Annotated in this window: 16 protein-coding genes; 8 read left to right on the top strand and 8 right to left on the bottom strand. The window is 69.6% G+C overall.

Translation table 11 applies throughout. The features are described 5' to 3' along the window. Positions 1–8 precede the first annotated feature (8 nt). The gene (locus tag RI578_RS40345; protein WP_310869070.1) at positions 9–155 is read right to left on the bottom strand and encodes a hypothetical protein; all 147 of its coding nucleotides are present in this window, start codon (positions 153–155) and stop codon (positions 9–11) included. A gap of 207 nt (positions 156–362) precedes the next feature. Here RI578_RS40345 and RI578_RS40340 point away from each other — a divergent pair, with 207 nt between their 5' ends. Continuing rightward, positions 363–1784: a Twin-arginine translocation pathway signal gene (locus RI578_RS40340; RefSeq protein WP_310869071.1), complete on the top strand. Its 1422-nt coding sequence runs from the start codon at positions 363–365 to the stop codon at positions 1782–1784. A gap of 131 nt (positions 1785–1915) precedes the next feature. Here the strand turns inward: RI578_RS40340 and RI578_RS40335 are convergent, their stop codons facing one another. Both RI578_RS40335 and RI578_RS40330 read right to left on the bottom strand, forming a co-directional pair. Further along, on the bottom strand, positions 1916–2617 hold the full coding sequence (locus RI578_RS40335) for a restriction endonuclease (protein WP_310869072.1): 702 nt from the start codon (positions 2615–2617) through the stop codon (positions 1916–1918). Further along, positions 2614–2880 (bottom strand): hypothetical protein, encoded by a 267-nt coding sequence (locus RI578_RS40330; protein WP_310869073.1) that lies wholly within the window; start codon positions 2878–2880, stop codon positions 2614–2616. The genes RI578_RS40335 and RI578_RS40330 overlap by 4 nt, the downstream gene beginning before the upstream one ends. A 423-nt stretch (positions 2881–3303) precedes the next feature. Here RI578_RS40330 and RI578_RS40325 point away from each other — a divergent pair, with 423 nt between their 5' ends. Next, positions 3304–3576, top strand: a complete 273-nt coding sequence (locus RI578_RS40325; RefSeq protein WP_310869074.1) for a hypothetical protein — start codon at positions 3304–3306, stop codon at positions 3574–3576. A gap of 433 nt (positions 3577–4009) precedes the next feature. Here RI578_RS40325 and RI578_RS40315 read toward each other — a convergent pair whose 3' ends face one another. The 5 genes from RI578_RS40315 to RI578_RS40295 all read right to left on the bottom strand — a co-directional run bounded on the left by RI578_RS40315 (position 4010) and on the right by RI578_RS40295 (position 13956). Next, positions 4010–6262, bottom strand: a complete 2253-nt coding sequence (locus RI578_RS40315) for a Helicase associated domain protein (protein WP_310869075.1) — start codon at positions 6260–6262, stop codon at positions 4010–4012. Between the two features lie 124 nt (positions 6263–6386). Continuing rightward, positions 6387–7421: a hypothetical protein gene (locus RI578_RS40310; RefSeq protein WP_310869076.1), complete on the bottom strand. Its 1035-nt coding sequence runs from the start codon at positions 7419–7421 to the stop codon at positions 6387–6389. After that, on the bottom strand, positions 7418–10771 hold the full coding sequence (locus tag RI578_RS40305; RefSeq protein WP_310869077.1) for an SMC family ATPase: 3354 nt from the start codon (positions 10769–10771) through the stop codon (positions 7418–7420). The genes RI578_RS40310 and RI578_RS40305 overlap by 4 nt, the downstream gene beginning before the upstream one ends. Positions 10772–10812: 41 nt before the next feature. Then, positions 10813–11982 carry an exonuclease SbcCD subunit D gene (locus tag RI578_RS40300; RefSeq protein WP_310869078.1) on the bottom strand — a complete coding sequence of 390 codons (1170 nt, stop codon included), beginning with the start codon at positions 11980–11982 and terminating at the stop codon, positions 10813–10815. 72 nt (positions 11983–12054) lie between these two features. Then, positions 12055–13956, bottom strand: a complete 1902-nt coding sequence (locus tag RI578_RS40295) for an ATP-binding protein (protein ID WP_310869079.1) — start codon at positions 13954–13956, stop codon at positions 12055–12057. A gap of 564 nt (positions 13957–14520) precedes the next feature. On the opposite strand from RI578_RS40295, the gene RI578_RS40290 reads away from it, so the two are divergent. From RI578_RS40290 to RI578_RS40265, 6 genes are all read left to right on the top strand, one after another. Continuing rightward, a complete protein-coding gene (locus RI578_RS40290) occupies positions 14521–15693 on the top strand; it encodes an ImmA/IrrE family metallo-endopeptidase (protein WP_310869080.1) in 1173 nt (390 codons plus the stop codon). After that, the gene (locus tag RI578_RS40285; protein ID WP_310869081.1) at positions 15690–16229 is read left to right on the top strand and encodes a hypothetical protein; all 540 of its coding nucleotides are present in this window, start codon (positions 15690–15692) and stop codon (positions 16227–16229) included. The genes RI578_RS40290 and RI578_RS40285 overlap by 4 nt, the downstream gene beginning before the upstream one ends. 222 nt (positions 16230–16451) lie before the next feature. Further along, entirely contained in the window at positions 16452–18029 is a 1578-nt protein-coding gene (locus RI578_RS40280) for a DUF2397 domain-containing protein (RefSeq protein ID WP_310869082.1), read from the top strand. Positions 18030–18031: 2 nt separating this feature from the next. Beyond that, the gene (locus tag RI578_RS40275) at positions 18032–19303 is read left to right on the top strand and encodes a TIGR02678 family protein (protein ID WP_310869083.1); all 1272 of its coding nucleotides are present in this window, start codon (positions 18032–18034) and stop codon (positions 19301–19303) included. Continuing rightward, complete coding sequence (locus tag RI578_RS40270) at positions 19300–23538, top strand: TIGR02680 family protein (RefSeq protein WP_310869084.1); 4239 nt, start codon at positions 19300–19302, stop codon at positions 23536–23538. Before RI578_RS40275 ends, RI578_RS40270 begins: the two co-directional genes overlap by 4 nt. Next, the gene (locus RI578_RS40265; RefSeq protein WP_310869085.1) at positions 23535–24854 is read left to right on the top strand and encodes a TIGR02679 family protein; all 1320 of its coding nucleotides are present in this window, start codon (positions 23535–23537) and stop codon (positions 24852–24854) included. Before RI578_RS40270 ends, RI578_RS40265 begins: the two co-directional genes overlap by 4 nt. Positions 24855–24931: the final 77 nt, after the last annotated feature.

The following is a 24931-nucleotide window of genomic DNA, read 5'->3' as shown; positions in this document are numbered from 1 at the left end:
TCGGCCCGTCAGTCGTTGCCGTCGGACCGGCCGGTGCCGCCGCCGTCGGACGGGGTCGCTCCGCGGCCGCGGGCTGCGGCGATGGCCCGCCGGCCGCGGATCAGACCGGCGGACTCCCCCGCTGCGGCGGGGGTCGAGCTGGTGTTCGTCGGCATGGTGCTGCCCTCCTGGATGTCGGGGAAGCGGCTGGGAAAGTGGCCGCTCCACCACCTTTGCCGGTCGGCTGACGGCCCGTCATTGCTCAACTGCGAGCCGGGTATTGCCCGTTACGGACAATGTTCGCCATGTGCCCGGAGCGCAGCCGAGCGGATACCGTGAGCACGGCATGGCCCACTCGTCCGTGCCCGCCCCGGGGGGATCGCATGGCCACCGTCACCCGCGCCCGCCGAGCCGCCATCCAGCGTGCCGCGCAGCGCATCAGGATGCGCTGCCAGCGCGAGCATCACACTGTCGAGCGGACCGTCACCGAGATCCGCACCGCGCTGGTGGAGGTCACCGCTTTGGAAGCCTGGCGTCTGGCGCTGGGCTGGTCACGCGCGGACGCTATCGAGCAGGTCGCCGCGCTCTACGTCGACGCAGGGCTTCGGCCACGCGGCCTGACGGACGCGATGCTGTGCCGCTGGGAGCACGACGCGGGCCGGTGGCCGGACGACGAGTACACCGTGATGCTGTGCCGTGCCTACGGCGCCCGTCCTGAGCAACTTGGGCTGGACCGCTACGGGTGGGCATCCGGGCCGGGCATGTTCCGGTACGGTCGAGTTCACACCGCCGCCGACGACGGGCACGGCCCGCACGAACAGGAGCCGATGCGGATGACCACGGACGCGGGACTGCCAGCGGTACGCGAGAGCCTGCACCTGGCTCTCCTGGCCAGCCCCGAAGGCAGTCCGCTTGTCGTCGATCTGGCCGAAGCGGCCGTCGAGCACTACGCGCTGAACTACAGCAAGCATCCCCCGCACGTGCTGTTCGAGCAGGTCCGCGACGTCCGCAAGCTCCTGACACCCGCGCTGAAATCCGGTCCGGCCACCGAGGACGTGCGGCGGCAAGTGGGATGGCTATCCGCCCTCCTGGGCAACCTCGCCTACCACCTGGACGACGTCAGCGGCGCCCGCGTCCACCTCGACACCGCCGCAGCGCACGGGGCGCGGACGGGCGACCGCAGGCTTGAGGCATGGGCGTGGGGCGCACAGAGCATGGTCACCCGTACTTCTGGGCGCGTGGAGGCAGCCGTCGAGCACGCCGAACGCGGAGCCGCCGCTGCTGCACCCGGGCGCGTCCGGGCGCAGCTGCATGCGTGGGCGCTGCTGCCCGCCTTCGCAGCCGCCGGCCGCGGTGACGACGCCGACCACGCCCTCGCCACGGCAATGAACGAACTCGACACCGCTGACGAGCCCGAGGCGCCGGGCCGGTTCGGCTTCGACGCTGCCGAACTCGCCCTGCACCAGGCAGAGGCCTACCTGGCGCTCGGCCGGCCCAACGACGCCCGCGCCTGTGCGGAATCCTCGCTCGCCGCATGCCCGAGCGGCACCCCCGGCTGGGCCGCAGCTTCCCTCGTCCTGGCCCAGGCCGAGACTTCCGGCACTGCCCGGGACGCGGCCCAGCGGGCGCACGACGTCCTCGACCGCGTCCCCGCCGCCCGGCTCCGCTCCACCGCCCGCGCCCGGCTCTCCCGCCTGACCGGCATGCTCACCAGCCATACCGGCGCAGACGCGAGCGCCCTGGCCGAACGGCTACGGACGCTTCCCCCACCTATCGACGCCCACGGGCAGGCTCTCACCAGCTGACGTGGACCAAAGCGTGCACACAACACCGCGACCGGGCCCGTAACTGCGTTTTGGGTTACGCCAGTTGGGCAGAGTTGCTGTTCTCGCGGATTCTGGCTGCGGGGATGGCCGACGGCAGGGACAGATGAGGTTCAGGAGAGCTGTGCGGGTTTACGGGGTGGGGGAAGCACGGGCAGCAGCTCCCACAACGGCCGCGAACCGGCAGCCCAGGAACCGAGCAGCTGGCGGTCGACGAGGTGCAGCCGCTGCTGCCGGGCAAAGACGCGGCCGGGTTGGGTGATCCTGCCGTTCGTCACCATCACCACGACATCCGCCTTGTGGACCGGGCGTCCCGTTCCGTTGAGGACCTGCAGCTCCGGGGTGCCCACAGCGGCGCCTCGCTCACCGTGTCGGCGATGCTTGCACTGGATCACCCAGCGCCGGCCCTGCGGGTCGGTCGCCTTCACATCTGCTCCCAGATCGCCCTGCCCGCCGACCTGGACGGCGTCGGTGCAGCCGTCCCGGTTCATCAGGTCGCGGATGGCGTATTCGAACTGGCGGTGGCCCAGCGCGTCCAGCTGGGCCAGCCCGTAGCGCAGGGCCCGCGCTCTGGCACGCGCCCACTGCACGCGCTGGGTCCGCTCCTGCCACCACCCGATGCCGCCCAGAACGGCGACGACGGCGACGATGAGCAGCAGCCACCAGTGCGCGAGCAGCCAGTTGACGACCATCACCACCAGGCCGGCCGCTGCGATCGCGACCACGGCCAGGACGGTGACGGGTAGGTCCTGCTGGCTGCGTCGGCGGCCGGGCCGCGGGGTCGCCTGTCGCCTGGCCGGTGGACGCCGGGTCATCGCCCACCTCCCAGGGCAGAGAGGTCGATCGGGTACGACACGCTGGGTGTAGGCGCCGCCTTCCGCGGCTCAGGGGTGTCGAACTTGATCGGGTACGACACCGTCGGACGTGGAACAGCTGCCCGTGAGGCGTCGGCGGTGACGTCGTCGAAGCGGACCGGGTAGATCGCCGACGGCGTGGGCGATCCGCTGTCTGTTCCGTTCGCGGTCGAGGTGTTGCCGAGTCCCAGTACGGCCAGGCCGAAGACAGCGAAGATGGTCATCTCCCGGCGGGCGCCCGGCGCCCATCGGGAGTGTCCGCGTACCGGCGTTCCGTCAGAGCGCACGTACGGCCGGACAAATGGCATGTGGTTCCCCCAAGGTGGTCGTGGTTTTTCCCGCAGCACCCCCATGCTGGCGGCGGCCACTGACAGTCGATCAACGGGACGCCCTCAACAGCACTGATTCTGAGGTGAGTTCAGGACAGACGAGGCGTGCTCCTCCCCGGCGGCCCGCACCTGCAGCTGCCGGGCCGTGTACGCACATCCGGTCGGCGGGCGCACCGGCAGTTGACCTCCGTACAAGGCGCTCACGAGGGCATTCAGGCCGGGCGCGGGCTCCGCGAGGCGAACAGGAATGTCTCGTGCAGGGTGGCCGACCTCACGGGCAGACAGTGACGGTTCGAGCCATTTCCGTAAGAAGCTGTGATGGCGGGGAAAATGGGGGCGCGGCACGAGCCGCTCCAGACGAGCGCCCGCGCGTATCTGTGCGGGATCGGCGACATGGCCTATCTCGATGAGGCTCCGTTCGCGGCCCAGGCCATCACCGTGACACCGTTCCGGCCACCGACAGCCCCTATCTGGTCCTCCGGCTGCCGCCTCAGTGCCCTGTGGGTCCTCTCGGCACTCAGCCCGCAGACCGTGGCCGCCCGCCTCCGAGCGCTCGCTGCCGACCACACCGTCCTGCAGTCCGCCGCCTGACCGCGGACGTCTCCCCTCCTCGAAAAGAGGAGACGTACCACTGAACGTCCTCAGTCGCGGACGACTCTGTCATGCACCACCCCGTACGGATATCTGTGCTCAGCCGCTTGTTCGACTCTCCCCGGGCCAGCAGGAAGCGAGATGACGTTGTCCGGGGTGCCAGGGGCCGAAGGCGGCAGTGGGCCCTGCTCATGAATGAGGACGGCGCTGGCGAGCGCCAGGTTGGTCACCATGGCGGAGCTCGTCGAGCTCCGCCTCCTTGTTGGCCAGGCCTTTCCTGAGCCTGGTGACGGTCTCCCGTAGCCGCTATTCAGTCTCCGGGACCTGCTGGGTCTCGACGCGGACATGCTCGTAGAACTCATTCTTCAGGTCCGCATGCTGCTTGAGGAGAGCCATGCGATGGACGCCGCCCCGGCCACGAGAGCGACGACGGTTACACACCCAGCTCTGCCAAGGCAGCCTGCCGCTGCGGGCTGAGGCTGGAGCGGCGGCGGCGCAGGTTGCTCAGCCACTGTCCCAGGCGTACGTGGTCGCCTTCGATCTCTTCGATGTGCCGCTGGGGAACGTTGAGATGGCCCTCCCGCTCACGGAAAGCTCGTGCGGCAGCCAGTCCGCGCTGGAACGCGCGCTCACGTGCCGACAACTGGCTGTCCTCACTGTAAGGAACGGGCGCATCCGGCAGGTCGAGTCCCAGGCCCTTGAGGAGGCGGCACTGCTCGGGGTGCAGGACGTCGGCCCGAGCCTGCTGGGCCGTGAGCCACTCTTGTACCGATGAGGCGGTCGTTTCCCTTTCCGCTTGCTGGCGGGCGGCGTGATAGGCGCGTTGCCAGGTGATCGGCCAGGGCGGGTTCCACCACTGGTCCAGGGAGGTGAGGGCGGCGGTGCGTTCGTCGCTGAGGTGGTCGGCGCGGGTGCGTTGCGTGGCCAGCCAGCGGCCGAGGGGGAAGTCGTCGTGGACATGGTCGATTGGAACCGCGAGGTGGCCGTGGTGGGCAGCGTATGCGGTGGCGTGGGCAAGGCCCCGGTCGAAGGCCTGTTGGCGGGGGTCCCAGATGATGCCGAGGCGTTCGAGTGCCTGGGTGCGAGCCGCATCGAGGCTGCCGGCGGTGTGGAGGTGGCGTTGCCAGGTGAGCCAGCGGCCCAGGGCGTACCCCGTGGAGTCTTCGTAGTTCTGGGGGACGTCGAGGTGGTGGTGGGTGCGGTGGTAGCGACGTGCCGCGGTGAGGCCGCGGCGCCATTCGGCGCTCTTGGGGGCCAGAACCCGTAGGGAGAGGGCGAGGGCGACTTCCTCGGCCTGGGTGGGGCGGTCGAAGTGCAGCCAGGCGTCGGGGTCGTGCGGGGGCATGGTGGGCCGGTGGGTGCGGGGGTCGGCCAGGCGCGCTTCGAGGCGGTCGTCGTGGGCGCGCAGGGCCTGGATGGTATGCCACAGCGGGGTGTAGGCGTCGGCGCCGAGGAGGTCGTCGGGGTCTTCGCCGGGGGTGAGGTAGACGGGGACCACGAGGGTGGCCTTCTTGCGGGCGCCGGGTTGCTGGCGCAGGGCGCGGCCAACGGCCTGGACGGTGTCGACGGGGCTGTTTTTGGGCTCGGCGAAGACGACGGCGTCGATGGCGGGCACGTCGATGCCCTCCCCCAGGACACGGGCGTTGGACAGCACGGAGGGGGCGTGGGGGCCAGTGTGGGCGGCGAACTCGAGCAGGAGGCGGCGGCGGACTTGAGGGGAATGGCTGCCGCTGACCCAGTCCGCCCATAGTCCTTGCGGACGCAGGTCGGCGGAGAGAGTGGCGGCTGTGTCGGCCAGTGTGGTGGCGAAGGCGCGGGCGTCGGCGACGCGGTGGTGGAAGGTCAGGATGCGGCGCAGCTGGTGGTCGTGGATGGCGCGCAGAGCGGCGACCTGGCGGCCTGCCAGGCGTAGTCCGTCGACGCCAGCGCCGGGTCCGGTGGCCAGCCAGTCGCGGAGGTCTTCGTCGGTGACCACGGGGACGAGGATTTGGTAGTCGGCGAGCAGACCGAGGTCGATGGCGTCGGAGAGGGTCAGCCGGTAGGCGACGGGGCCGAAGAGGGTCTCGTCGTCCATAGACGCCACTGCGTCAGTGTCGTCGTCTGGGTTTTCTGCGGGGTCCCAGATGCGGGGGGTGGCGGTCAGGTAGAGGCGGCGGGCGGCGGGGATCTGGTCGTCGTGGTGGACGGCGGCCCAGGCCTTGCCGAGGCGGCCGGCGGTGCGGTGGGCTTCGTCGACGACTACTAGGTCCCAGGGGGGCAGGTGGTGGTCGCGGTGGGCGGCGATCACGGCGGGCAAGGAAGCGTAGGTGGCGTATGCGGTGATCGGCCCCGGGCGGGGTGCGGCGATGAGGGTGGTGAGTTCGGCGGGGTCCGTGGTGAGGGGGATGTCGGCGCCGAGCGGCTCGTGGTCGAGGGCCTGGCGGGCCGAGCACACCGCCACGGTGGTGCCCTTGCGGCCGGCCATGTGCCAGGAGCGGATTGTCTGCGACAGCAGGTCCAGCGTCGGCAGCAGCACCAGAGCACGGCCGCGCCGGGCGATGCGGGCGGTCGTGCGGGCGGCGATGAGGGTCTTGCCGGTGCCGCATGCAGCGATCACGCTCGCGCGGGGGTGCTCGCCGAGGATGCGGGTGGTCGCGGAGACGGCTTCCCTTTGGTGGGGGCGTAGTTCGATGGGTGCTGTGGCCATGTGGGACGCCGCTCCGGGAGATGAAACTGGTGAGGCGGTCATTGGGGGCGTTGCAGGAAGATCTTTTCGACAGTGTGGGCGGGCTGGTGGTTTTGCGGACGTGGAGCTGGCGGGCGTCTGCGGCTCAGCCTGCCGATGCTATGCGGAGGGCGCGGCTGAGTAGGACGGGGTTGCCCAGGTGGCGGCGTAGTTCTCTCTCCAGTCCGGCGACTGGCACTAGGTTCTGCGGGGCCCGGGTGTCTTTGTACTCGATGCTGGCGTATCGCGGCAGGATGACCTGGGAGAGGTTTGCCATTTCGATCGCCTCGGTCGCAGAGATGTCGGCGGCGCATTCCAGCCGCACTACCCCGGCCCACGGGGCACCGGGTGTGCACGGCAGCCGGAGGTACCAGGCGTGGCGGTCCCAGGAAGTGCCCATCAGGAACACCGGGCTGCGCTCGCCGGGGGCCAGGGTGGAGATCATGGCGTGGAGGTCGGGCGGCAGGTAGGCGGTGCGGTGGGACTTGATGAATCCCAGTGCGCGCGGCAGGTGGGTGCGGCCGCGCAGCGGGCCGTCCACGACCAGTAGGTCCGAGCCTTCGGGGACGCCATGGTCGGACAGGGCGGTGCGGGCATGGGTGGCGACGAGGACCTCGAGATCGGCGAGTTGGCGTTGCAGCGCCGTCGAGAGCAGCACGGCGAGGTTCTGGTCCTGGTCGTCGGGGGTGATGTGGGCCTTGTAGGTTCCGGCTGCGGTGGGCACGTCGGCGGCGTTGGTGGCGGTGGTGAACAGACCACGTCGGTAGTCGATGGTCAGCAGATGGGCGCCGTGGCCGGGGCAGCAGCAGACAGTGCCCGCTGCGTAGGAGGCGCATAGCGCCATCAGGGCGTGCCGGGCTGTGTTGCTGGTGCTTGTGGCCGGTTCGGCGGATGGGGGCTGCTCGATCCAGATACGGGCTTCGACGCGGCGGACGCCGTCGATGAAAAGGACTGCGCCTGGGGCGGATACTTGTGAGGGCGAGATGGGCTTCCAGTCGGCTGGGGCGAGTTCGATGTGGGGGGTGACCTTGGCTGTCGAGTCTTCGATGCCGTTCTCGGCGTTCTCGACGCTGGAGCCGTAGGTGGGGTCCCAGCCGTCGACGTGGAACCGCAGGCGGGAGGCCTGTGCTGCGCTGGTCATGTGCCCTGCCGGGTGACGGTGGAGGTGCGGGTGTCACGCTGGACGTGGAACTGGACGGGGATCTGTTCGGCGAGTGCAGTGACGTGGGTGATCACTCCAACCATCCGCTCTCCCTGGGCAAGGTTTTCCAGGGTGTCGGCGACGGTCTGGAGCGAATCGGTGTCGAGGGTGCCGAACCCTTCGTCGAGGAAGATTGATTCTAGTTTCGTGGCGCCACCCAGTCCGGCCAGTTGGTCGGAGAGGGCCAGTGCGAGGGCCAGGCTGGCCTGGAAGGTTTCGCCGCCGGAAAGGGTGCGCACCGAGCGCGGCGAGTCGGCGTCGAAGTGGTCGATGACGTAGAACTCGCCCTTTTGGTGGCTGAAGTCGAAGCGGTCGCCTGACAGTTGGCGCAGCGACTTGGAGGCGCCGGCGACCAGGGTGTCGAGGGCTGAGTTGGCGAGCCACTGGGGGAACTTGTTGGACCGCATCAGCCGGGCGAGCTCGGCGGCCACCTGTTGCCGGGTGCGGGCGTCGTCGATCTTGTCTCGTATCGAGGCAGCGTCGGCACGGCTGCGTTGGATCGTTTCGACCTGGCTGCGGGCGCGTTCGGCGGTGACCGCGACTATCCGCGGGGCCTGTGCGGCACGCGCTGGGGCGTCGCCGAGGCCGTGGGGATCCAGGTCGTTGTCGCGCAGGAGTGTCTCCAGGCGGGCCAGGAACTGGTCGGCTTCGGCCTGGGCGGTCTGGGCGTCGGATTCTGCACACACGGTGGCGGCCTGACGGTCGCTGACCGACCGGCTGGCCCAGCCGGTCAGGGTGGACCAGGCGACGGCGAGGTCGTCGGTATCGAGACTCGGTGGATTCAGCGCCGCCACCGCATCACGGCTGGTGGTCAACACGGACCGGGCTTTCGCGGTGCGCTCTTGCCACTGCTCCTGTTCGGCCGCCGCTGCCTTGGCTGTCTCTCGTGTGTGGCCGGCATCAGCGGCGGCTGTCGTCACGGCCGCCTCGAGGCGGGCGCATTCCTCGAACAGGGCCGGCAGTTCGTCTTCCGCAGGCGCCTGGTCCAGAAACTTATCGAGTTCGCTCAGGCGGTCGGTCAGCTTCGTCTTTTCAAGGTTGGCGGTTACGGCGTTCCGAACGGCTGCGGTGAGAGCGCTTTGGGCGTCGGACTGCGCCCGGTCGGCTGCCTCCCGCGCAATGGTCGCGTCCGAGTGGGCCTTTTCGGCTTCGGTGGTTTTGGCTGCGGCGGCTTCAAGATCGCGTTCTGTGGTGGCGGTCTGGGTGCGGGCCCAGGCCTCCAGGCCAGCCCAGTCAGCGGTCAGGTCGTCGGTGTCGGCTGCTGGCGGATCGAGGGCGGCCACCGTGCCCAGTGTCGAGTGCAGGGCGTTGCGGGCCCGGTCGAGTTCTCGCTGCAGCGCGGTCGCCGCCGACGTGGCGGAATCCTGCGCGGTTTGGGCCGTCTGCAGCGCGTCGCGGGCCTGCTGCTCATCAGCGGTCAACTGGTCGCGGGATGCAGTGAGTTCGTCGAGTTGGCCGCGGTCGGCGGTGCAGTCACGGTCGGCACCGGCGGGGCGACCGGGCAGCAGCGTGGCCAGCCTCGTGTCGAGCAGGGAGCGCTGGGTGGTGAGTTGGTCGACGGTCCGCTGTTTGTCGGCAGCCTTCGTTTTGGCTTCCTCGTGTTGGGCCAGCAGGTCACGGTGTTCTTCTGCGGCCGCGGCCCGCGCCTCCTCGGCTGCGTGAAGCGCGGGGTCGGACAGCGGCGGCGGGAGGGTGGTGACGTTCTGCTCGCAGACCGGGCAGTCATGGCCCACCTGAAGCTGGGGTCGCAGCTGGGCGGCACCAGCGAGGGCTTGGGCCTGCTCGAGCGCGGACGTGGCCGCGTTCAGGCGCGCCTGCGCGCCGGCCACCGCCTCCGCGGTCCGGCTGGTCGCCTCGGCACAGGCGTCCAGTTCGCCGGTGGCGTCGGTGAGCATGCCGATGACGTCGATGAGTTGGTCGAGCGTCTGGTGCGCGTCCGTGAGACGGCTGCCATCGCCGGCGGCGGCCAGCGCACGGGCAGCCTGCTCGTGCCGGGCCCGGGCCGCGGCCAGCTGCCCGGCGGCGGCTTCGACTTCGTCGGCATGAGCGGCCGAGCGGCTGGTCAAGTCGGTGACGCCGTCCGGGGTGCGGACGGCCACCAGCAGTTGGTGGCGACGCTGCAGCTTTTCGTGCGTCTGTCGAGCGTGGTCGCGACGCTCACGGGTCTCCTCGGCGACGCGGCGTGCCTCGTCGACGGCGTCCTTCGACGCCTTCAGCTGCTCTTCGCGCTGCGTCACCTCCCCCTGGGCGCGCTCCGCATCGGCGATGACGCCGTCGCGGCGCCCCGCCAGGGCTGCCCTCTCGGCGTACCGGTCGCGGGCGGGGGTCAGGTCGGTGCGCTGGGGCCCGGACTGGGCCTCTTTGGTGGCGTCGGAGAGGGTCTGGGCGGCCGCGTCGGCGGCGTCACGGGCCTGCCGGGCCGCTGCATGTGCCTGGGTGGCCTGACGTTGCAGCTCTTCGATGCCGTCGGGGGTGCGGATGGAGGTCAGCAGAGTGGCCTCGTCGCGCAGCGTGTCGGCTCGGGCGGCGGCCTCGTGCGCGCGGGTGTGTGCTGCGGTGATCTGGGGCACGAGTTGGTCGACGGTGACGGCCAGCTGTTCAAGGGCCTCGACACGCGCCTGTGCGGCGGCCTCGGCTTCGGGGGTAGCGTCGGCGTGCCGGCTCAGCTGGTTGTTGAGGACCTCAGCTTCGTTGGCTGCTTGGTCGGCCTGGGCGCCGGCGCGCTTGCCGATGCCTTCGTACTGGGCGGCGCCGAGGAGTTTGAGGAGGATCTGCTGCCGTGCGCTGGCATTGGCGGACAGGAAGCGGGCGAAGTCGCCCTGGGGCAGGACGACGCACTGGCAGAAGTCGTCGAAGGACAGGCCGAGCAACTGCTCGATGGCGGGGTTGAGTTCCTTGATCTCCCCGGCCAGTACTTCGGGCTGCGGCCCGTCTGCCTCGACCGCGGTGACGGTGGGGTCGGTGAACTGCACCAGGCTGACGGACTTCTGCTGGATGGTCTGGCCGCTGCGGCGGACCTCGCGGGCGACCCGGTAGCGCTGCGAGCCGACGTCGAAGGTGAGCGAGACCGTGCACCGGTTGCTCGTGGGGGCGAGCGCGTAGGCGATGGCGTTGCTGCGTCCCCACCGGTACGCCGAGCCGTACAGGGCGAAGGTCAGCGCGTCGAGGATGGTGGACTTGCCTGAACCGGTGGGGCCCACGAGGGCGAAGTAGTCGGTGTCGGTGAAGTCGACCACGGTGGGTGCGCGGAAGCCGGCGAAGCCGTTGAGCTCCAGGCGAACGGGACGCATCTGTGGGACTCCTTTGCGCGGGCGGAGGCAGGCCTGTGGTGTCAGGAACGGGCGGTCGAGCGGGTCAGGTCATCGTGCAGCTGGTTGAACAAATCCGTGACCCGGTCGTCGCTGACGCCGACGCTGTGGCAGTAGTCGGCAAACAGCTGCGCAGGTGTCCTGACCGGCTGGTGAACGCCGATCCCCGCCGTGGCGCCGGTGCTCGCGTGATCGGGGTGGATGAGGATCTGCAAGGCGTTGGGGAGGGCTTCGTACAGGTCCTCCCGCATGCCGGCGTAGGCGGGCTGGGTGACCACGAGCCGCAGGTAGTCCTCGCCGTAGCCGGCGGGATCGGCGGTCAGCTGGGCGACGGTTCCCTCGACGGTTCGCAGTCCGCGGCCGGCCGTGACGGGGATGTCGGTGATCTGGGCGGGGGTGCCGGGGGTGGCCTCGACGAGGCAGACGACGTTGGTGTTGTTCTGCTCGCCGAAGTCGATGACGTAGGGAGAGCCGCTGTAGTGCACCGGGCAGGCTGCGGGGATCTGCTGTCGGCGGTGCAGGTGGCCCAGGGCCACGTAGTGGGCGTCGACGGGGAAGATGGCGGCCGGCACGTGGTATTCCATGATGGATTGGGCGGATCGCTCGCCCCCGCCGAAGGTGCCGCCGGTGCAGGTCAGGTGGGCCATGATGATGTTGACGGCGTCCGGGGTGAACGCCCCGGTCAGGTTGGCCAGGACGTCACGGACGAGCTGGTCGTAGGCGCCGACGTTCTGCGACGGGGTGTTGGCGATGATCTCCGCGGCCCGGACGGCGTAGCGCTGGGAGAGGAACGGCAGGACGGCGACATTGACGGGCTCGTTGGTGGACTTGGCGCGGAAGGTGTGCACGCCGCCCTTGGAGGCCGCTCTGGCCTGTCCGTAGACGTGGATGCCGGCGACGTTCATCAGCGGCCTGTAGGCCTCGAAGGTGGCGCCGTGGTCGTGGTTGCCGGCGATGACGATGACCTCGATGCCCTGCTTGGCCAGGTGCAGCAGGGTGTACACGATCAGCCTCTGGGCGTCCGCGGTCGGTGCGGCGTTTTCGTAGATGTCGCCGGCTATGAGGACGGCGTCGACGTCGTTGTCGATCGCGATCTTGGTGATTTCTCGCAGGACGCGTGACTGCTCCTCGAGCCGACTGCGACCCTTGAGGGTTTTGCCGATGTGCCAGTCGGAGGTGTGAAGGAACTTCACGAGGCGGGGTCCTTTTCGGGTGGCTGAAGCAGAGCAGCGTGGCGCGTTGGTGCGCCGAGGAGGTGGCAGACGTCAGTAGGGTGGCTCGTCGATGGCGCCGTCGTCGGTGTCGTCGGGCCACGGATCGCTCTCTGGCTGGGGCAACCTGCTGAACGGGTTCGGTCGTGTCGCGCTGCCGGTGGCCTGGCCGGCTGCGCGGGTGCCGGTGGTGAAGGTGGGGTCGGCGACCTCGGAGAGCCGGGTGGCCCAGGCGGGGAAGGGAAATTCGACGGCCAAGGGCACTGGGATCTCCGGTTGGGAGATGAACATGGTGCCGGGCCTGGCGAGCGTGGCCCGCTGGCGCTGCGAGGTGGGCAGGAAGCCGTACTCGGGGCGGCTGGCCTCGGCAGCGTCGAGCCGGCCGACGATCTTGATCGAGGAGTTCGACACGATGCGCCGTTCCACCTCGGAGGCAGTCTGCTGGGCGCCGATGAGGATGATGCCGAGTGAGCGGCCGCGTTCGGCGATGTCCAGCAGTACGTCCTTGATCGGGGAGGATCCCTCGCGAGGGGCGTACTTGTTGAGTTCGTCGACCATCGTGAACAGCAGCCCGCCCGGGCCGGCTTGCTCCTTGCGGGCGGTCTCCGCGGCCAGCACGACACCGACGACGAACCGCTGGGCCCGTTCCGGCAGGTTGTGCAGGTCCACCACGGTGACCTGCTGCTGCGAGGTGTCGATGGAGTGCGAAACGGGGTGTTCGGTGACCGTGCTCAGGTCGCCGCGCAGCAGGGGCCCGAGCGGCCGCTGGGACGACCGCAGACGCCGCACGAACGCGTTCACCGTGCCCAGGCCGATGGCCGGGCCCGCCCAGTCCGAGCGGGTGACGTCGTCGGTGACCTTGTTGCAGATGAAGTCGATCAGGTCCGGCCAGGTGCGGAGGATGTTCCCTTCGATGGTGACCGCGCCGTCGTTGCCTGCGGGCTGGGCGTCGCGGCGCAGCTGGCTGGTGACCTGGTGCACGACGACCGTGTACTGGTTCTTCTCGTCCTCGACGTCCGCGAACACGTAGGGCAGCAGTTCGCGTTCGCAGAACTCGGCCAGGGTCCACCAGAACGCGGTGACGCCGCTGGTCCTGCCGGTGACGTGGGGGCGGCCGGTGGTGTCACCTGGCAGCGGCGGAGCGTAGAAGCCGGCCGAGGCAAAAGGGCGGGCGGGCAGGCCGAGTTGGGCGTACGTGGCGCTCAGCTCGCCGTCGAGGCGGGTGTTGGGCTGGTCGATGAACAGCAGGTCCTCGCCCTTGACCGAGAAGATCAGGGCCTTGGCGTTGACCGCGCGGGCACCCAGGGCACCCGAGGTGAACAGCGAATGCATCAAGAACAGCGCGAAGCTGGTCTTGGTTGCCACCCCTGAGATACCCGAGATCGACACGTGGGCGCCGCGGGTGCCGTCAAGGAACTCAAGGTTGAGATAGATCGGTTCGCCGTCACGGCCGATGCCGGCGGGAACACGCGCGTCCATCCGGTCGAAATACAGCGCGGCGTCCCGGGCCGCGCCCGCGGCCCGGATGGCGACCTCGCCGGGACGGGGTGGGACATAGCACTCGGGGTCGACGCGAGTGGTGGTGACCTCGGCGATCTCCTGCACGTTCGCCGGCAGGATTCCATCGGCGATGAGGAACACGTCCGAGCCGAACGCGGCACCCTCGTGGCGGGCAACCACCTCGGTCACCACGCCCGACGTGACAACCGTGCCCCGCCCGGGGATCTCCCGGCGGGTGCTGACCACGTCGTCGAGCTGCAGATAGGCGTCAGAGGAAAGAGCAACGTGGAACTTCAAAGGAGTGGAGTCCTCGGTGCCGGCTACCTTCCCTACCTCCTCTGCGGCGTCGTCGCTGGCCAGGAGGCCTGCAGAGGACTGCCATCTGGTCGCGGGTGCGGAGACACGGCCGAATACGGTGCTGTCAGCGCCGTGGGGCTCGGAGTCGGAGTCGGTCATCGGCCGTTCCCTGGATCGGTCTTACGGTGCCGGGCACTGCCGACTGGCGGTGGACACCGGTCGGGGCACCGAAACATCGGGCGCTATCTAACAAGTACAGACCGTAACTAACGGGATGCCTGCTGCGTGAGGTTTTGTCGATAACGGAGAGAAATCGGAGCAGGCCGAGGACAGTGCGCGAGCGCGGCAGCGTCCGATCCCCTGGCCGTTGGCGGCAGCGCGTCCGGCACTGCGCCGGGTCCCAGAGCCAGGCGATCACGGTGCCGCGGTGGCGGGTGGGGCGCCGTTCGGAGAGGAAGGATCACGGAGGCCACCTGTAGCGGCGGTGCACGCGAGACCCGGACGAGGCAGGGAGGGACTTCGCCGAGGGCTTCCCTGGCGCGGGTCTTGCCGCAGACGCTTCAGGGGACCAACGGCGACGCCACGCGAACCGGCGCGGATCGTTCTCCACGCGACCACTTCGCCATCCGATGCCTTGGAGCACCGCCGTGACCGCACTCCCCCCGCCGGACAGGCCATGATCAAATCATTGCGATTTTCGCAACCCCTGCTTACGGTGGAGTAATGACGGAATCGTTGAACGCGCGAGTGCGCCAGGTACTCGACGGCGTCGGCGACCACCAGGCGGAGTTCGCCCGGCGCATAGGAATGTCCGCCGACAAACTCAACAAATCCCTCCACGGCACACGCCGTTTCACCTCCCTGGAACTGGCGCTCATCGCCGAAGAGGGACACACCACGGTCGACTGGCTGCTGCACGGCACCGAACCGCGCAGGGCCACCGCGCTGGCCGCCCGCACCCGCGCGGGCGGCGGGGCAGCGCCGGACGACAGCAAGGCGGCGGTGCTCCGCCATGCCGAGATCATCGATGCCCTGGCCGGCGTGGGACACCACCTGGCTCTGCCGGAGCTCCCCGCGGTGCGCAGTGAGCCCGATCTGCTCGCGCAGGGGTCCCGGCTGGCTGAAGACGCCTCCGCCGTGATCGGCCTCAGCCCGCGTGGCGTCACCGTGCGAGGGCTCGCCGAACAGTGGGAGAAGGCCTTCGGCCTCATCGCTGCGGCCACCGACCTTCCCGACGGCCTGGACGGGCTGTCGTGGGACACCGGCGACTTCCGTCTCGTGCTGGTCGGCCGCACGGATGTGTGGACCCGCCAGCGCTTCACCCTCGCCCACGAGTTGGGCCACATCCTGGCCGGCGACGCCACCGACCGCCCCCTGACCGAACACATCGCCCCCAGCATCGACCAGGGCCAGGCCGAAATCAGGGCCAACGCGTTCGCCGCCGAACTGCTCATGCCGCACAAGGAACTGGTGCAGAGCGCCGCCGACACAGGGAGCCTGGACAAAGAGGGACTGCTCTCCCTGTCCTGGGAGTACCAGGTCTCCCCGAGCGCGATGGCAACACGACTGCGCGCGCTCGGCATCATCACCGACGAACAGCGCCGCGCGTGGTCGGCTGCCACCACCCGGATGGCGGCACTGCACGCGGGAGACCCCGGCCGGCACCTGCGGTACGCCCAGCAGGCCGGTGACGGCTGGTACTCCGCCAGCCTGGCCAAACTGGCCATCTCCGCCTACGTGAAAGGTGACATCAGCATCCGGCTCGTCGCCACCGTGACCGGACTGGACTCCGACCGGCTGCTGGATCTCTTCCATCCGGGCCCCGGTGCGCAGGAAGGGCCCCCGCCGCCCGACGCCCCGGCGGCCAGCCCTGCAGAACTGGCCTTCTTCCCGTGACCTCATGGTGGTTTCCCGACAACACCGTACTGTGCAACTTCGCTTCCGCCGACGCCCTCGGACTGCTCGAGAGCATCCTCAACGGGCGCGGACGGTGGACTGAAGCTGTCGCCTACGAAGCAAGCAGGTCGGCCCAGAGCGCCTACGCCCGGCTCGCCGATGTGGCTGCGGCGGGATGGCTCGGGGATCCTCTGGAAATCCAGGATTCCGAGGCCGACCTGGTCGAACGCGTGCGCCGGGCCGCGTTCGGCGGCTCCGCCAGTGCACCCTTGCAGCATCTGGGAGAGGCCCAGACACTGCACATCATCCAGCGCTGGCCGAACTTCAGGAGCTCCTTCTGGCTCAGCGACGACCGCGCAGCGTGCGATCACGCCCGGCGTCAGGGCATCACGACGCTGGAGACGCAGGACGTGATGGCCCATGGGTGCAGCGCGGGCGACATCACTCACACCGATGCCTACAAGCTCCTGAGGCAGATGCGGGATGCGGGCCGGTGCCTCTCCGTACCGGACGGTCCCTCCAGCTTGCTCCGCTAGTCCGCATCCCGACTGACCCCCTGTCAAAATTCGATCATTTTCGGTCTTTGTCGATCGATCGCCGGGAAGCAGGGGCTTCCCGCCCTAATCTGACTATCGGTACCTTCCTGGCCCCCTGCGGCCCAGAAACAGCCTGAGGGGACGGGAGTGGAGGAAGGCTACTTCGGGGGCGAAGACAGCCCCGAAGACGAGTCAGACGAGCGGCGCGATCTCTTCAGGTATGTGACGGTCGACAATGTCGATAATGCGGCCGAATACCTCGCCATCATGGACCAGTTCACGCAGACACTGCTGACCGACCTGTCCGCCGCGGAGGTCAGCGAGGCCCTGGCGAAACGCGGCATCACGCTGTCCCCGGAGGATGCGGAGGCCCGCTGCGCCAGCCTGGTCCGCTGGAAGAACCTCATGCCGTCCGCGCGCGACCCCCGTGTCCCCACGGTTGCCGCGCTGCGCTATACCCGGGCCCGTTTCCAAGTCACCCGGCTCGGCGGCACGGTCCACCGGCAAGTCACCAAGGTTCTGCAGATGCGCGACGGCGCGCGGGAGGTGGCCCGCGAACTGCTCGGCAGCATGGCCGCGTTACTGTCGAAGATCCTCCGCCAGGCACACCATCCCCGCACTATCGACGCCGAGGCCCTGGCGGCCGATGTCACCACCGTCTTCACCAACCAGGCGTACTTCGCTGACAGCATCCGCGACTTCTACGCCTATCTGTCGTCCGTGCTGGTCCGCTACGACCTGGCCGGTGAGGAGTACGCGTCGTTCAAGGGCCTGTTGCTGGAATACGTCCACCTCATCGACACTGACGTCTCCCGGCACTCACCCGCGGTCCTGAAATGCCTGGAAGACCTCCAGCCGGTCCTGGACCATGTTCTCAGCGCCCTCGACAGTCTGCCGGGCCTTGCCTCCGCGGACGGCGCCCCCGTCGAGCGTCTGCCCGGACGGCAGTACAACGACTGGGCGGAGCTGCAGGCCTGGTACAGCGGCGGCGAGGGAGGCTTGTCGGGCCCGGCGCAGCTGCGGGCCGCGGCCGAGTCCGCTCTGGGACAGCTGCTCACCAACGCGCGGCGCATGCTCACCCCCGGCGGCACCGGAGGAGCCAGGCGCAGCGACTTGATGCACCTGGCCGGCCTGTTCGCGCAGGCCAGTGTCGAAGAGGCGCACCGCGGCTTCTCGGCCGCCTTCGGTGCCTACCCGGCGCGTCATGTGAGTTTCGGGCCCGAGGAGGCCGACCCCCGCGACACCGCTTCGACCTCGTGGTGGGACGCGGGCCCGGTGGATGTCCCGGTCTCCTTGCGGGAGCGCGGCGACCGCACTGCGCGCGGACGCACCGCGCGGGTGCCCGACCCGGGCATGGACATCACCCGTCTGCAGGAAGAGGCCTCCCAGGAACTCGCGGCCCGGCGGACAGCCGGAGCCGAACTCGCCGCTGCCGGTGTGCTGGACGGAGCGCATCTCACTCCTGCGGCCCGTGACCTGCTGCTGGAGCTGGTGTCCATGGCTCTGGCCAAGGAACTCAGCCTGTCAGAAGCGGTGCGCGTGGACGACGTGGATCTCAACGTCGCCGTGGACGTCGCGGAGTCGGACACCGACACCGTGATCAGATCGGACGACGGAGGCACGACCTTCGTGTGTCTGGCTCTCAAAGCCTCGGCCGCCGACGAGGCCAGCCCCGGTGATGCAGGGGGCGAGAGCACGCCGGACGAAATCGCTGCCGACGCGGGTGAGAGCATGGCAGACGACGCTGCCGACGCGGGAGAGGACCAGCAGCCGCCCTCGGCCGCAGGAGGCGTCCAGTGAGCGTGGACAACAGGCCCCCCGGCTCCACCGCGCAGCACGAGGCGGCGGAGCGGCGCCTGGCAGCCCGTACCCTGCTGGCCTGCCCTGTGCTGACGTCGCACCAGCAGCCGGACCAGCTGGCCTTGGTTCGCAGGCATTCCGCCGCGCTGCGGTCCACCTTCGCCAAGCTTCTGAGCTATCACCTCATCGTGGAGACCTCCTTTGCCCGGCTGGTGAAGACGCCCCCGAGCCCGGACAGTCCAATGCGGCCCGTCCAGCGGGGAGACAGCCCGCCCTTCACCCCGCAGACCTATGCGCTGTTCTCGCTTGCCTGTGCCGCGTTGCTCACGCCCGGTACCGGGGAGTGGCTGCTGATCTCCTCGCTGGTCGAACAGGTACGGGCCGATGCCGCCTCGGCCGGTGTCGAACTGCGCGACACTCCCTCGGAAAACCGCCGCCTGGTCCAGGCCGTCGGACTTCTCATCGACTGGGGGGTGCTGACCGAGACCGACGGATCGCTGTCCGCGTGGAGTGAACGGCGCGAGGAGGGTGTGCTGCAGATCCACCGTCCCCTGTTGCCGCATGTGCTGCCCCGCCCGTTGCGCAATGTGGTCTCCCTGGCCGACCTGGCGGCTCAGCTGCCGAGCGGGGCGTCCGAGCCCCGGCGCAGTCTGCGGCGCCGGCTGGTGGAGAACCCGCTGGTGAAGCGGGAAGAGCTCCCGGAGGACGAGCGTGATGTCCTCTCCCGGGAACGGTCGGAGCTGACACGCCTTCTGGAGGAGCACTTCGGGCTGACGCTGGAGGTCAGGGCGGAGGGAGCTTTGGCCTACGACACCGAAGGGGCCCTCAGTGATGTGGCCTATCCGGGTCCGGGCACCGTGCGCCAGGCAGCGCTGCTGCTGACCGATGCACTGACCGATCTGGCCCGGCCGACGGCGGGTCACCACGTCCCCGGGGCGGCAGCAGATGTCCCAGGCCTCCTGACGCCGTGGGACACGGTCCGCAGCGAACTGGACGGCCTGGCTTCGCGCTACGCCAGGGCCTGGGCCGGTGCGTACATCGCCGATCCGGCGCGTCTGCAGAAGGAGGTTGTGGCCCTGCTGGAATCCATGTCGCTGGCCCGCAGTCTGCCCGAAGGTCTGGTGCTGCACCCGGCAGCGTCCCGCTACCGGCCCGAACCGCACGCCCAGCCGACGCGTGCCGCACGACGGCTGGCCGATACACCGCCCGACAGCGCCGGCGCCCCGCCTTCCGACGCGCTGTTCACCGAGTCCTTCCTCAGGGAGGCATTGTGAGTGCCCTCGCCTTTCCCGGCCCGCGCAAACCCGACAGCCCCGCGGGCGGCCGAGCGCACACCAGTACGGCCCATCCGTACCGGTGGCGGCTGAACCGGGCGGGAATCGTCAACGTCTGGTTCTACTTCGACCAGCGCTTCGATCTCTCCGGCGGCCGCCTGGTGCTGCGGGGATCGAACGGGTCGGGCAAGTCGAGGGCCCTGGAGATGCTGTTGCCGTTCGTGCTGGACGCCGACCGGCGTCGCATGGATGCCACCGGGTCCGGCAAGGTCCGGCTGGAGGACCTGATGCGGGCGGGCGGCGACGGCCAGGCCAACCGGCTCGGATATGTGTGGCTGGAGCTCACGCGTGACGTGGAGGACGCCGACGGTGAACAGCGCACAGAGTTTGTGACCACAGGAGCCCTGATCCGCTTCTCACACAGCACCGCGGAAGCAAAGGCCTGGTACTTCCTCACCCCCCTGCGGGTCGATGAGGACCTGGTCCTTCTCGACACCAGCCGGGTCCCTCTGTCGAAGGAAGGTCTGGCCGCCGTCATCGGAGCGGACCGTCTGACCTCATCTCCCGACGTCCACCGGGACCGGGTACGCACGGCCGTCTTCGGGCTCCACGGCGACCAGGGACGCGAGCGGTATACGGGACTGCTGCAACTGCTGCACACGCTGCGCTCGCCCGACGTGGGCAATCGCATCGACGAAGGCCGCCTGCCCCAGATCCTTTCCGACGCCCTGCCCCCGCTGTCCGACAAGGCCATCGCTACAGCGGGTGAGGAACTCGACGGGCTGGAAGAGACCCGGGCCGCGCTGGCCCGGCTCGAAACCGCCTACGGACACGTCGCCGACTTCCTCAGGGTCTACACCCGCTACGCCACGGGCGTCTGTATCGCCGCCAGTGACCGCGCCCAAGCCGCGGCCGTTCTCGCCCGGGACACCGACGCGACGGCCAGCGGACGGGAGAAGACACATGTTCAGCTCGTCCGCGACCATGCCGACGCGGTAGCCGAAAGCAGAGAACTGGACGGCTACCGAGAGGAGTTGGAAGCAACCGTTGACGGAATCCGGCAGTCGAGCGCCTACAAGGCTGCCCGGGAGCTCAGCGAACGCCTCAGCACCCTGCAGGCTCTGGAAGCGGCCGCCCGCAACGCCATGGCCACCGCCGAAGGGGCCCGCGAAGAAGAGCAGCGCGGCGTCGACGCGTGCAACGAAGCGGCCCAGGACACCAAGAGCGCGGCGGACGAGGCGGCCGAGATCGCCCAGCAGGCCGGTGAACTGCTGGTCCGCGCAGGCCTCAATACCCCGCTGCCCGCTGCTGCAGGCATCGAGGTGCGGCCGCCGGATCCCGTGGTGGAACCGGTGCGCACCACAGCGGATGCCGACCCGGAGCCCGTCAGCCGCCCGGCGGCACTGCACCTCGTCCCCGCCCCGGACCGCATCACCGCGAGTGTCGACGAACTGCTCGCGGCGATCCCAGCCCTGCGCTCAGCTGCGGCCACCCGGGCCCAGCAGGCAGCCGCGCGCGCCGGTGAGGCCAATGAGCTGGCGTCCTCCCTCGAGAAAGTACGGCGCGCACAGGACCGGGCCGAAGACGCCGCCGAAGACGCCACCGCGGCCGAAGACAAAGCCGAGCAGGCGGAAACCAGCCGCGATGAAGCGGCAGCGAAGCTGGCCGTGGACTGGCGGGCCTGGACCGCATCCTCGCGCTCGCAGCGCCTGCTGGGCGACGTCGACTGGCACAGCACGGCCGTCGCCGCCCTCCTGGACGACGTCGAAGCCCTGGCCGGTGACGTGCCAGCAGGCCCGGAAGCCGACCGTGAACTGGCCCGCCTGGACGCCCTCGCCCACCAGGTGGCCGCGCCTGCCCGGGCCCTGCACGCACAGCAGACGGCCGCCCTGGCCGCACAGGCGCAGCAGGAACAGGCCCAACGCGAGCATCTGCTGGCCGAAGCCGGGGAACTGCGCCGGGAGCGGGATGTACCGCCGGCGGTGCCCGACTGGCTGGACAGCCCGCCTGCCGGTGCACCGGCACTGTGGCAGCTGCTGGAGTTCCGTCCCGAGGTCGACGCACCCGTACGGGCCGGCGTGGAGGGCGCTCTGCTGGCCTCGGGGCTGCTGTACGGCGTACTCACGCAGGACGGCGACGTGGTCGCCGAAAGCGGCCAGCTACTGCTGGGGACCGGCGGTCCCCCGGCACTGCGCTCACTGCGCACACTGCTGGTCCCGGCCGGGAGCGACAGCAAAGAAGTGGCGCGCGTCAACGCCGTCCTGGATCAGATCGCCCTGAGCCCGGGGCACCCCACCTGGGTGTCGTCCGGCGGCTCGTGGGGCAACGGTCCTCTGACCGGATGTCACCGGCCCGCAACCGCCCGCTACATCGGCGCCACGGCGCGGGCGGCCGCCCGCGCGGCCCGTCTCGCCGAGATCGATGTCCTACTCAAACAGTTGCAGCAGGCGGCCCAGGCACGCAGTGAGCAGCAAGAAGCCCTGGAGACCAGGCTGCGGGACCTGGAGGCCCATCTGGTGGAGGCTCCACGTTCCGTGCAGCTCGCGACGCTGCGCCTGCAGGCCACCTCAGCCCGCGCAGACGCCGTCGCCGGACGCAGGCAGGCAGGAGCGCTCGCGGAGGAGGCAGAGCGGATGCAGCGGGCCTGGACGGCCCGCCAGCGCAGCCACCGCGAGGTCTGTGCGGCCCTGGGAATGCCCGACGACGTAGACGGTCTGCGGGCCATGCAGGCCTGTGCGGAGCAGTCGCAGACCATGTGCCGGGATGTGGATCGCGCCGGCGAAGCGGTCAAGAAGCATCTCGCCCGCCGACAGCTTCTGCTGGCACGCCTGCGCACCGTCCGCGACCGGCGCAGTGAGGCAGAGGGGCACGCCGAGTCGGCCGCCCTGGACTGGTCGCGGGAGGCCTCCGCGCTGGCCGCGTTGCGGGAGAGCCTCGGATCCAGTCCTCAGGAGGTGCACGACCGTCTCGACGCAGCCGAGCGGGAGCTGAAGCAGACCAAGGAGGTCCTGCAGCGCACCAATAGCCAGGTACTCGACCTGACCGGCCAGGTGGCCGCGGCCAAGGAGAAAGCGCAGGGCGCCCGGGAGAAGGCACACGAGGCCCGGGCGGCTCTCGTCCGGCAAGCCCAGGCGTTGCACCGGCGCCTGAGCCATCCGGCTCTGGCCGTGGCCCTGGTGCCGGGCACGGTTGCTCCTGCGGTGCTGCTGTCGGCGAGCGTCAGTGCGGACGATGTCCTGACGGCGGTGCGCGAGGTCCGGGCAGCGGTGCAGCGGCCGGACAGCACCGCCGATGCCACAGCGCTGGTACGCGCCCAGTCGGTACTGGAACGCAACACCGCGGGCGCCTACGACGTGACCGTCACGATCGAGGACGAACTCCATGTCGTGGAACTGACGGATGCCGGCGGGCGGCGCCACATCGCCGATGCCGCAGCCGAATTGCGTGATCGACGCGACCGCGGACGCAGCGCGCTGACCCAGCGTGAGCGCACGGCCTTTCACAACTTCGTGCTGGGCGGGATGGCCGAAGAACTCCGCAACCGCATCCTCGAGGCCGAGGATCTGATCAAGGCGATGAACACCTCGCTTCAGCCCATCACCACCAGCCACGGCATCGGCGTCAAGATCCGCTGGCGCCTGGCCGATTCGGCCAATGAACACATCACGCGGATCAAGGAACTGATGAAACGCGACGTGCATGTCCTGCGGGAAGCGGAATCCGAAGAACTCATCAGTCGGCTCAAGGCACTCGTGGACACCGCCTACAGCGCTGACCCCCAGGCCGGATACGCCACCCACCTGCACACGGCTCTCGACTACCGGGCCTGGCATGTCGTGGACGCCTTCATCACCGGTCCCCAGCCGGGCCAGGAACGCAAGATCAGCCGTCGGGCCAAGCTCTCGCAGGGCGAGACCCGCTTCGTGTCCTACGTGACCCTGTTCGCCGCCGCCGACGCCTACCTCAGCAGCCTGCCCGACACCGGCCGGGCCCTGCGGCTGATCCTCCTGGACGACGCCTTCGCCAAAGTCGACCACCGCACCATCGGAGAACTGATGGCGCTTCTGGTCCGCCTGGACCTCGACTTCGTCATGACCGGCCACGCCCTGTGGGGATTCTTCCCCGAGGTTCCCGCTCTGGACACCTACGAAGTGCGCCGCGCCGAAGGCACCGCGGCCGTGACCACCCACGTCCATTGGGACGGCCGCACCCGCCACCTGCGCGCCGCATCATGACCACCCATTCCCTCCCCCAGCTGCCCGCCCCCGTCCGCAGCTACCTCAACGACCCCAGCCTCACCGCGCTGTGGGCGGAGGCCCGCAAACGGCTGGAGCGCAACCGTCTGTCCCCCACCGGCACTGTGCAGGCCCAGCTCGACGCCGAAGGCGTCAAGCGGCTCGGAGGACTGCTCGGCACCCGGCTCGAGCCCGGCCTGCGCCGCATCCAACTGGGAGCACTGGACGCGGCCTTGAGGGCATCGGCCGCTCAATGCGGCCTCGTCAGCGTCGTCGCGGAGCTGACCGGCCGGCCCCTGCAGGACCGGACGTCGGCCAAAGAGGCACAGCAGACAGCGTGGACAGCGCTCTGGCAGCAATTGGACGGCGACCTCACCGGTGCAGGCCTGGCCCAGGCGGGCTGGATCGCCGACTGGCTCGGGGAGTTGAGAAGCACCGGCATCCTCACCCGCGCCGGCATCGAAGCGGCCTCTACCGCCCTCAGCGGCGCCGTACGCACCATCGCCACCCTCACAAACACCCCTCTTCACGCCCCGGTCGGCACCGGAGCGGAGGCCGTGAAGCAGTGGGAGCTGAGCGAGCTCGCCGCGCACACGACCGGCGACGCCCACGGACTCGACGAGGGCCGTCTCACGGGCATTCTGGTCCTCAAGGCCATTGCCGCAGCCTGCTCACTGCCGTCACCCGACTCGGCCGCAAGCCGCCGGCTGCTGTGGGAACGGGTCGGCGTCAGCACAGACTCCCTGTCGGGCACCATCATGGTCTGGCGGCTCGCCCCGCCCGGACCGCACCCCTGGGCCCAGATGATGCGCACCCGACGTGACCTTGCGCTGGTAACCCATCTGACCCTGCAAGAACTGCGCACCGTCCCGGATGCAGCCCTGACGGTGCCCGGGACGACGGTGCACTTCTGCGAGAACCCTCAGATACTTCAGGCCGCCGCACGCTACGGCCTGCCTGGCATCCTGGTGTGCGGCAGCGGCAACCCGTCCGCAGCAGGATGGGAACTACTGCGACGACTCATCGCCGATGGAGCAGACGTCATCTACCACGGCGACTTCGATTGGCCCGGCGTCGCCATCGCCGCACGGGTAATCCGGCTGGGAGCTCATCCCTGGCGCATGCATGCCACCGACTACCTCAACGCGCTTGCAGAGCTGCCCGCCGACCGCCTTATCCCACTGGCAGGGGCCCCCGCGCCTACCCCCTGGGATCCGTCACTCAAGGCCACGATGGCTCAACGCGGTCTCGCCGTCCACGAAGAAGCACAGCTAGACCATCTTCTTCGAGATCTGCGTCATGAAACATCCGTGTGACGCCCCCCAACTCTGGCAGTAGAGACCCCCGTTCGTGTCGCCGCAGGCCTGGGGGCGCTCATACCGCTCCTTTACCA

This window comes from Streptomyces sp. BB1-1-1 (assembly GCF_031597775.1).
GTDB lineage: Bacteria > Actinomycetota > Actinomycetes > Streptomycetales > Streptomycetaceae > Streptomyces > Streptomyces thinghirensis.
Note: the sequence above shows the minus strand (reverse complement) of the source record. Positions and strands in the feature narration are given on the sequence as shown.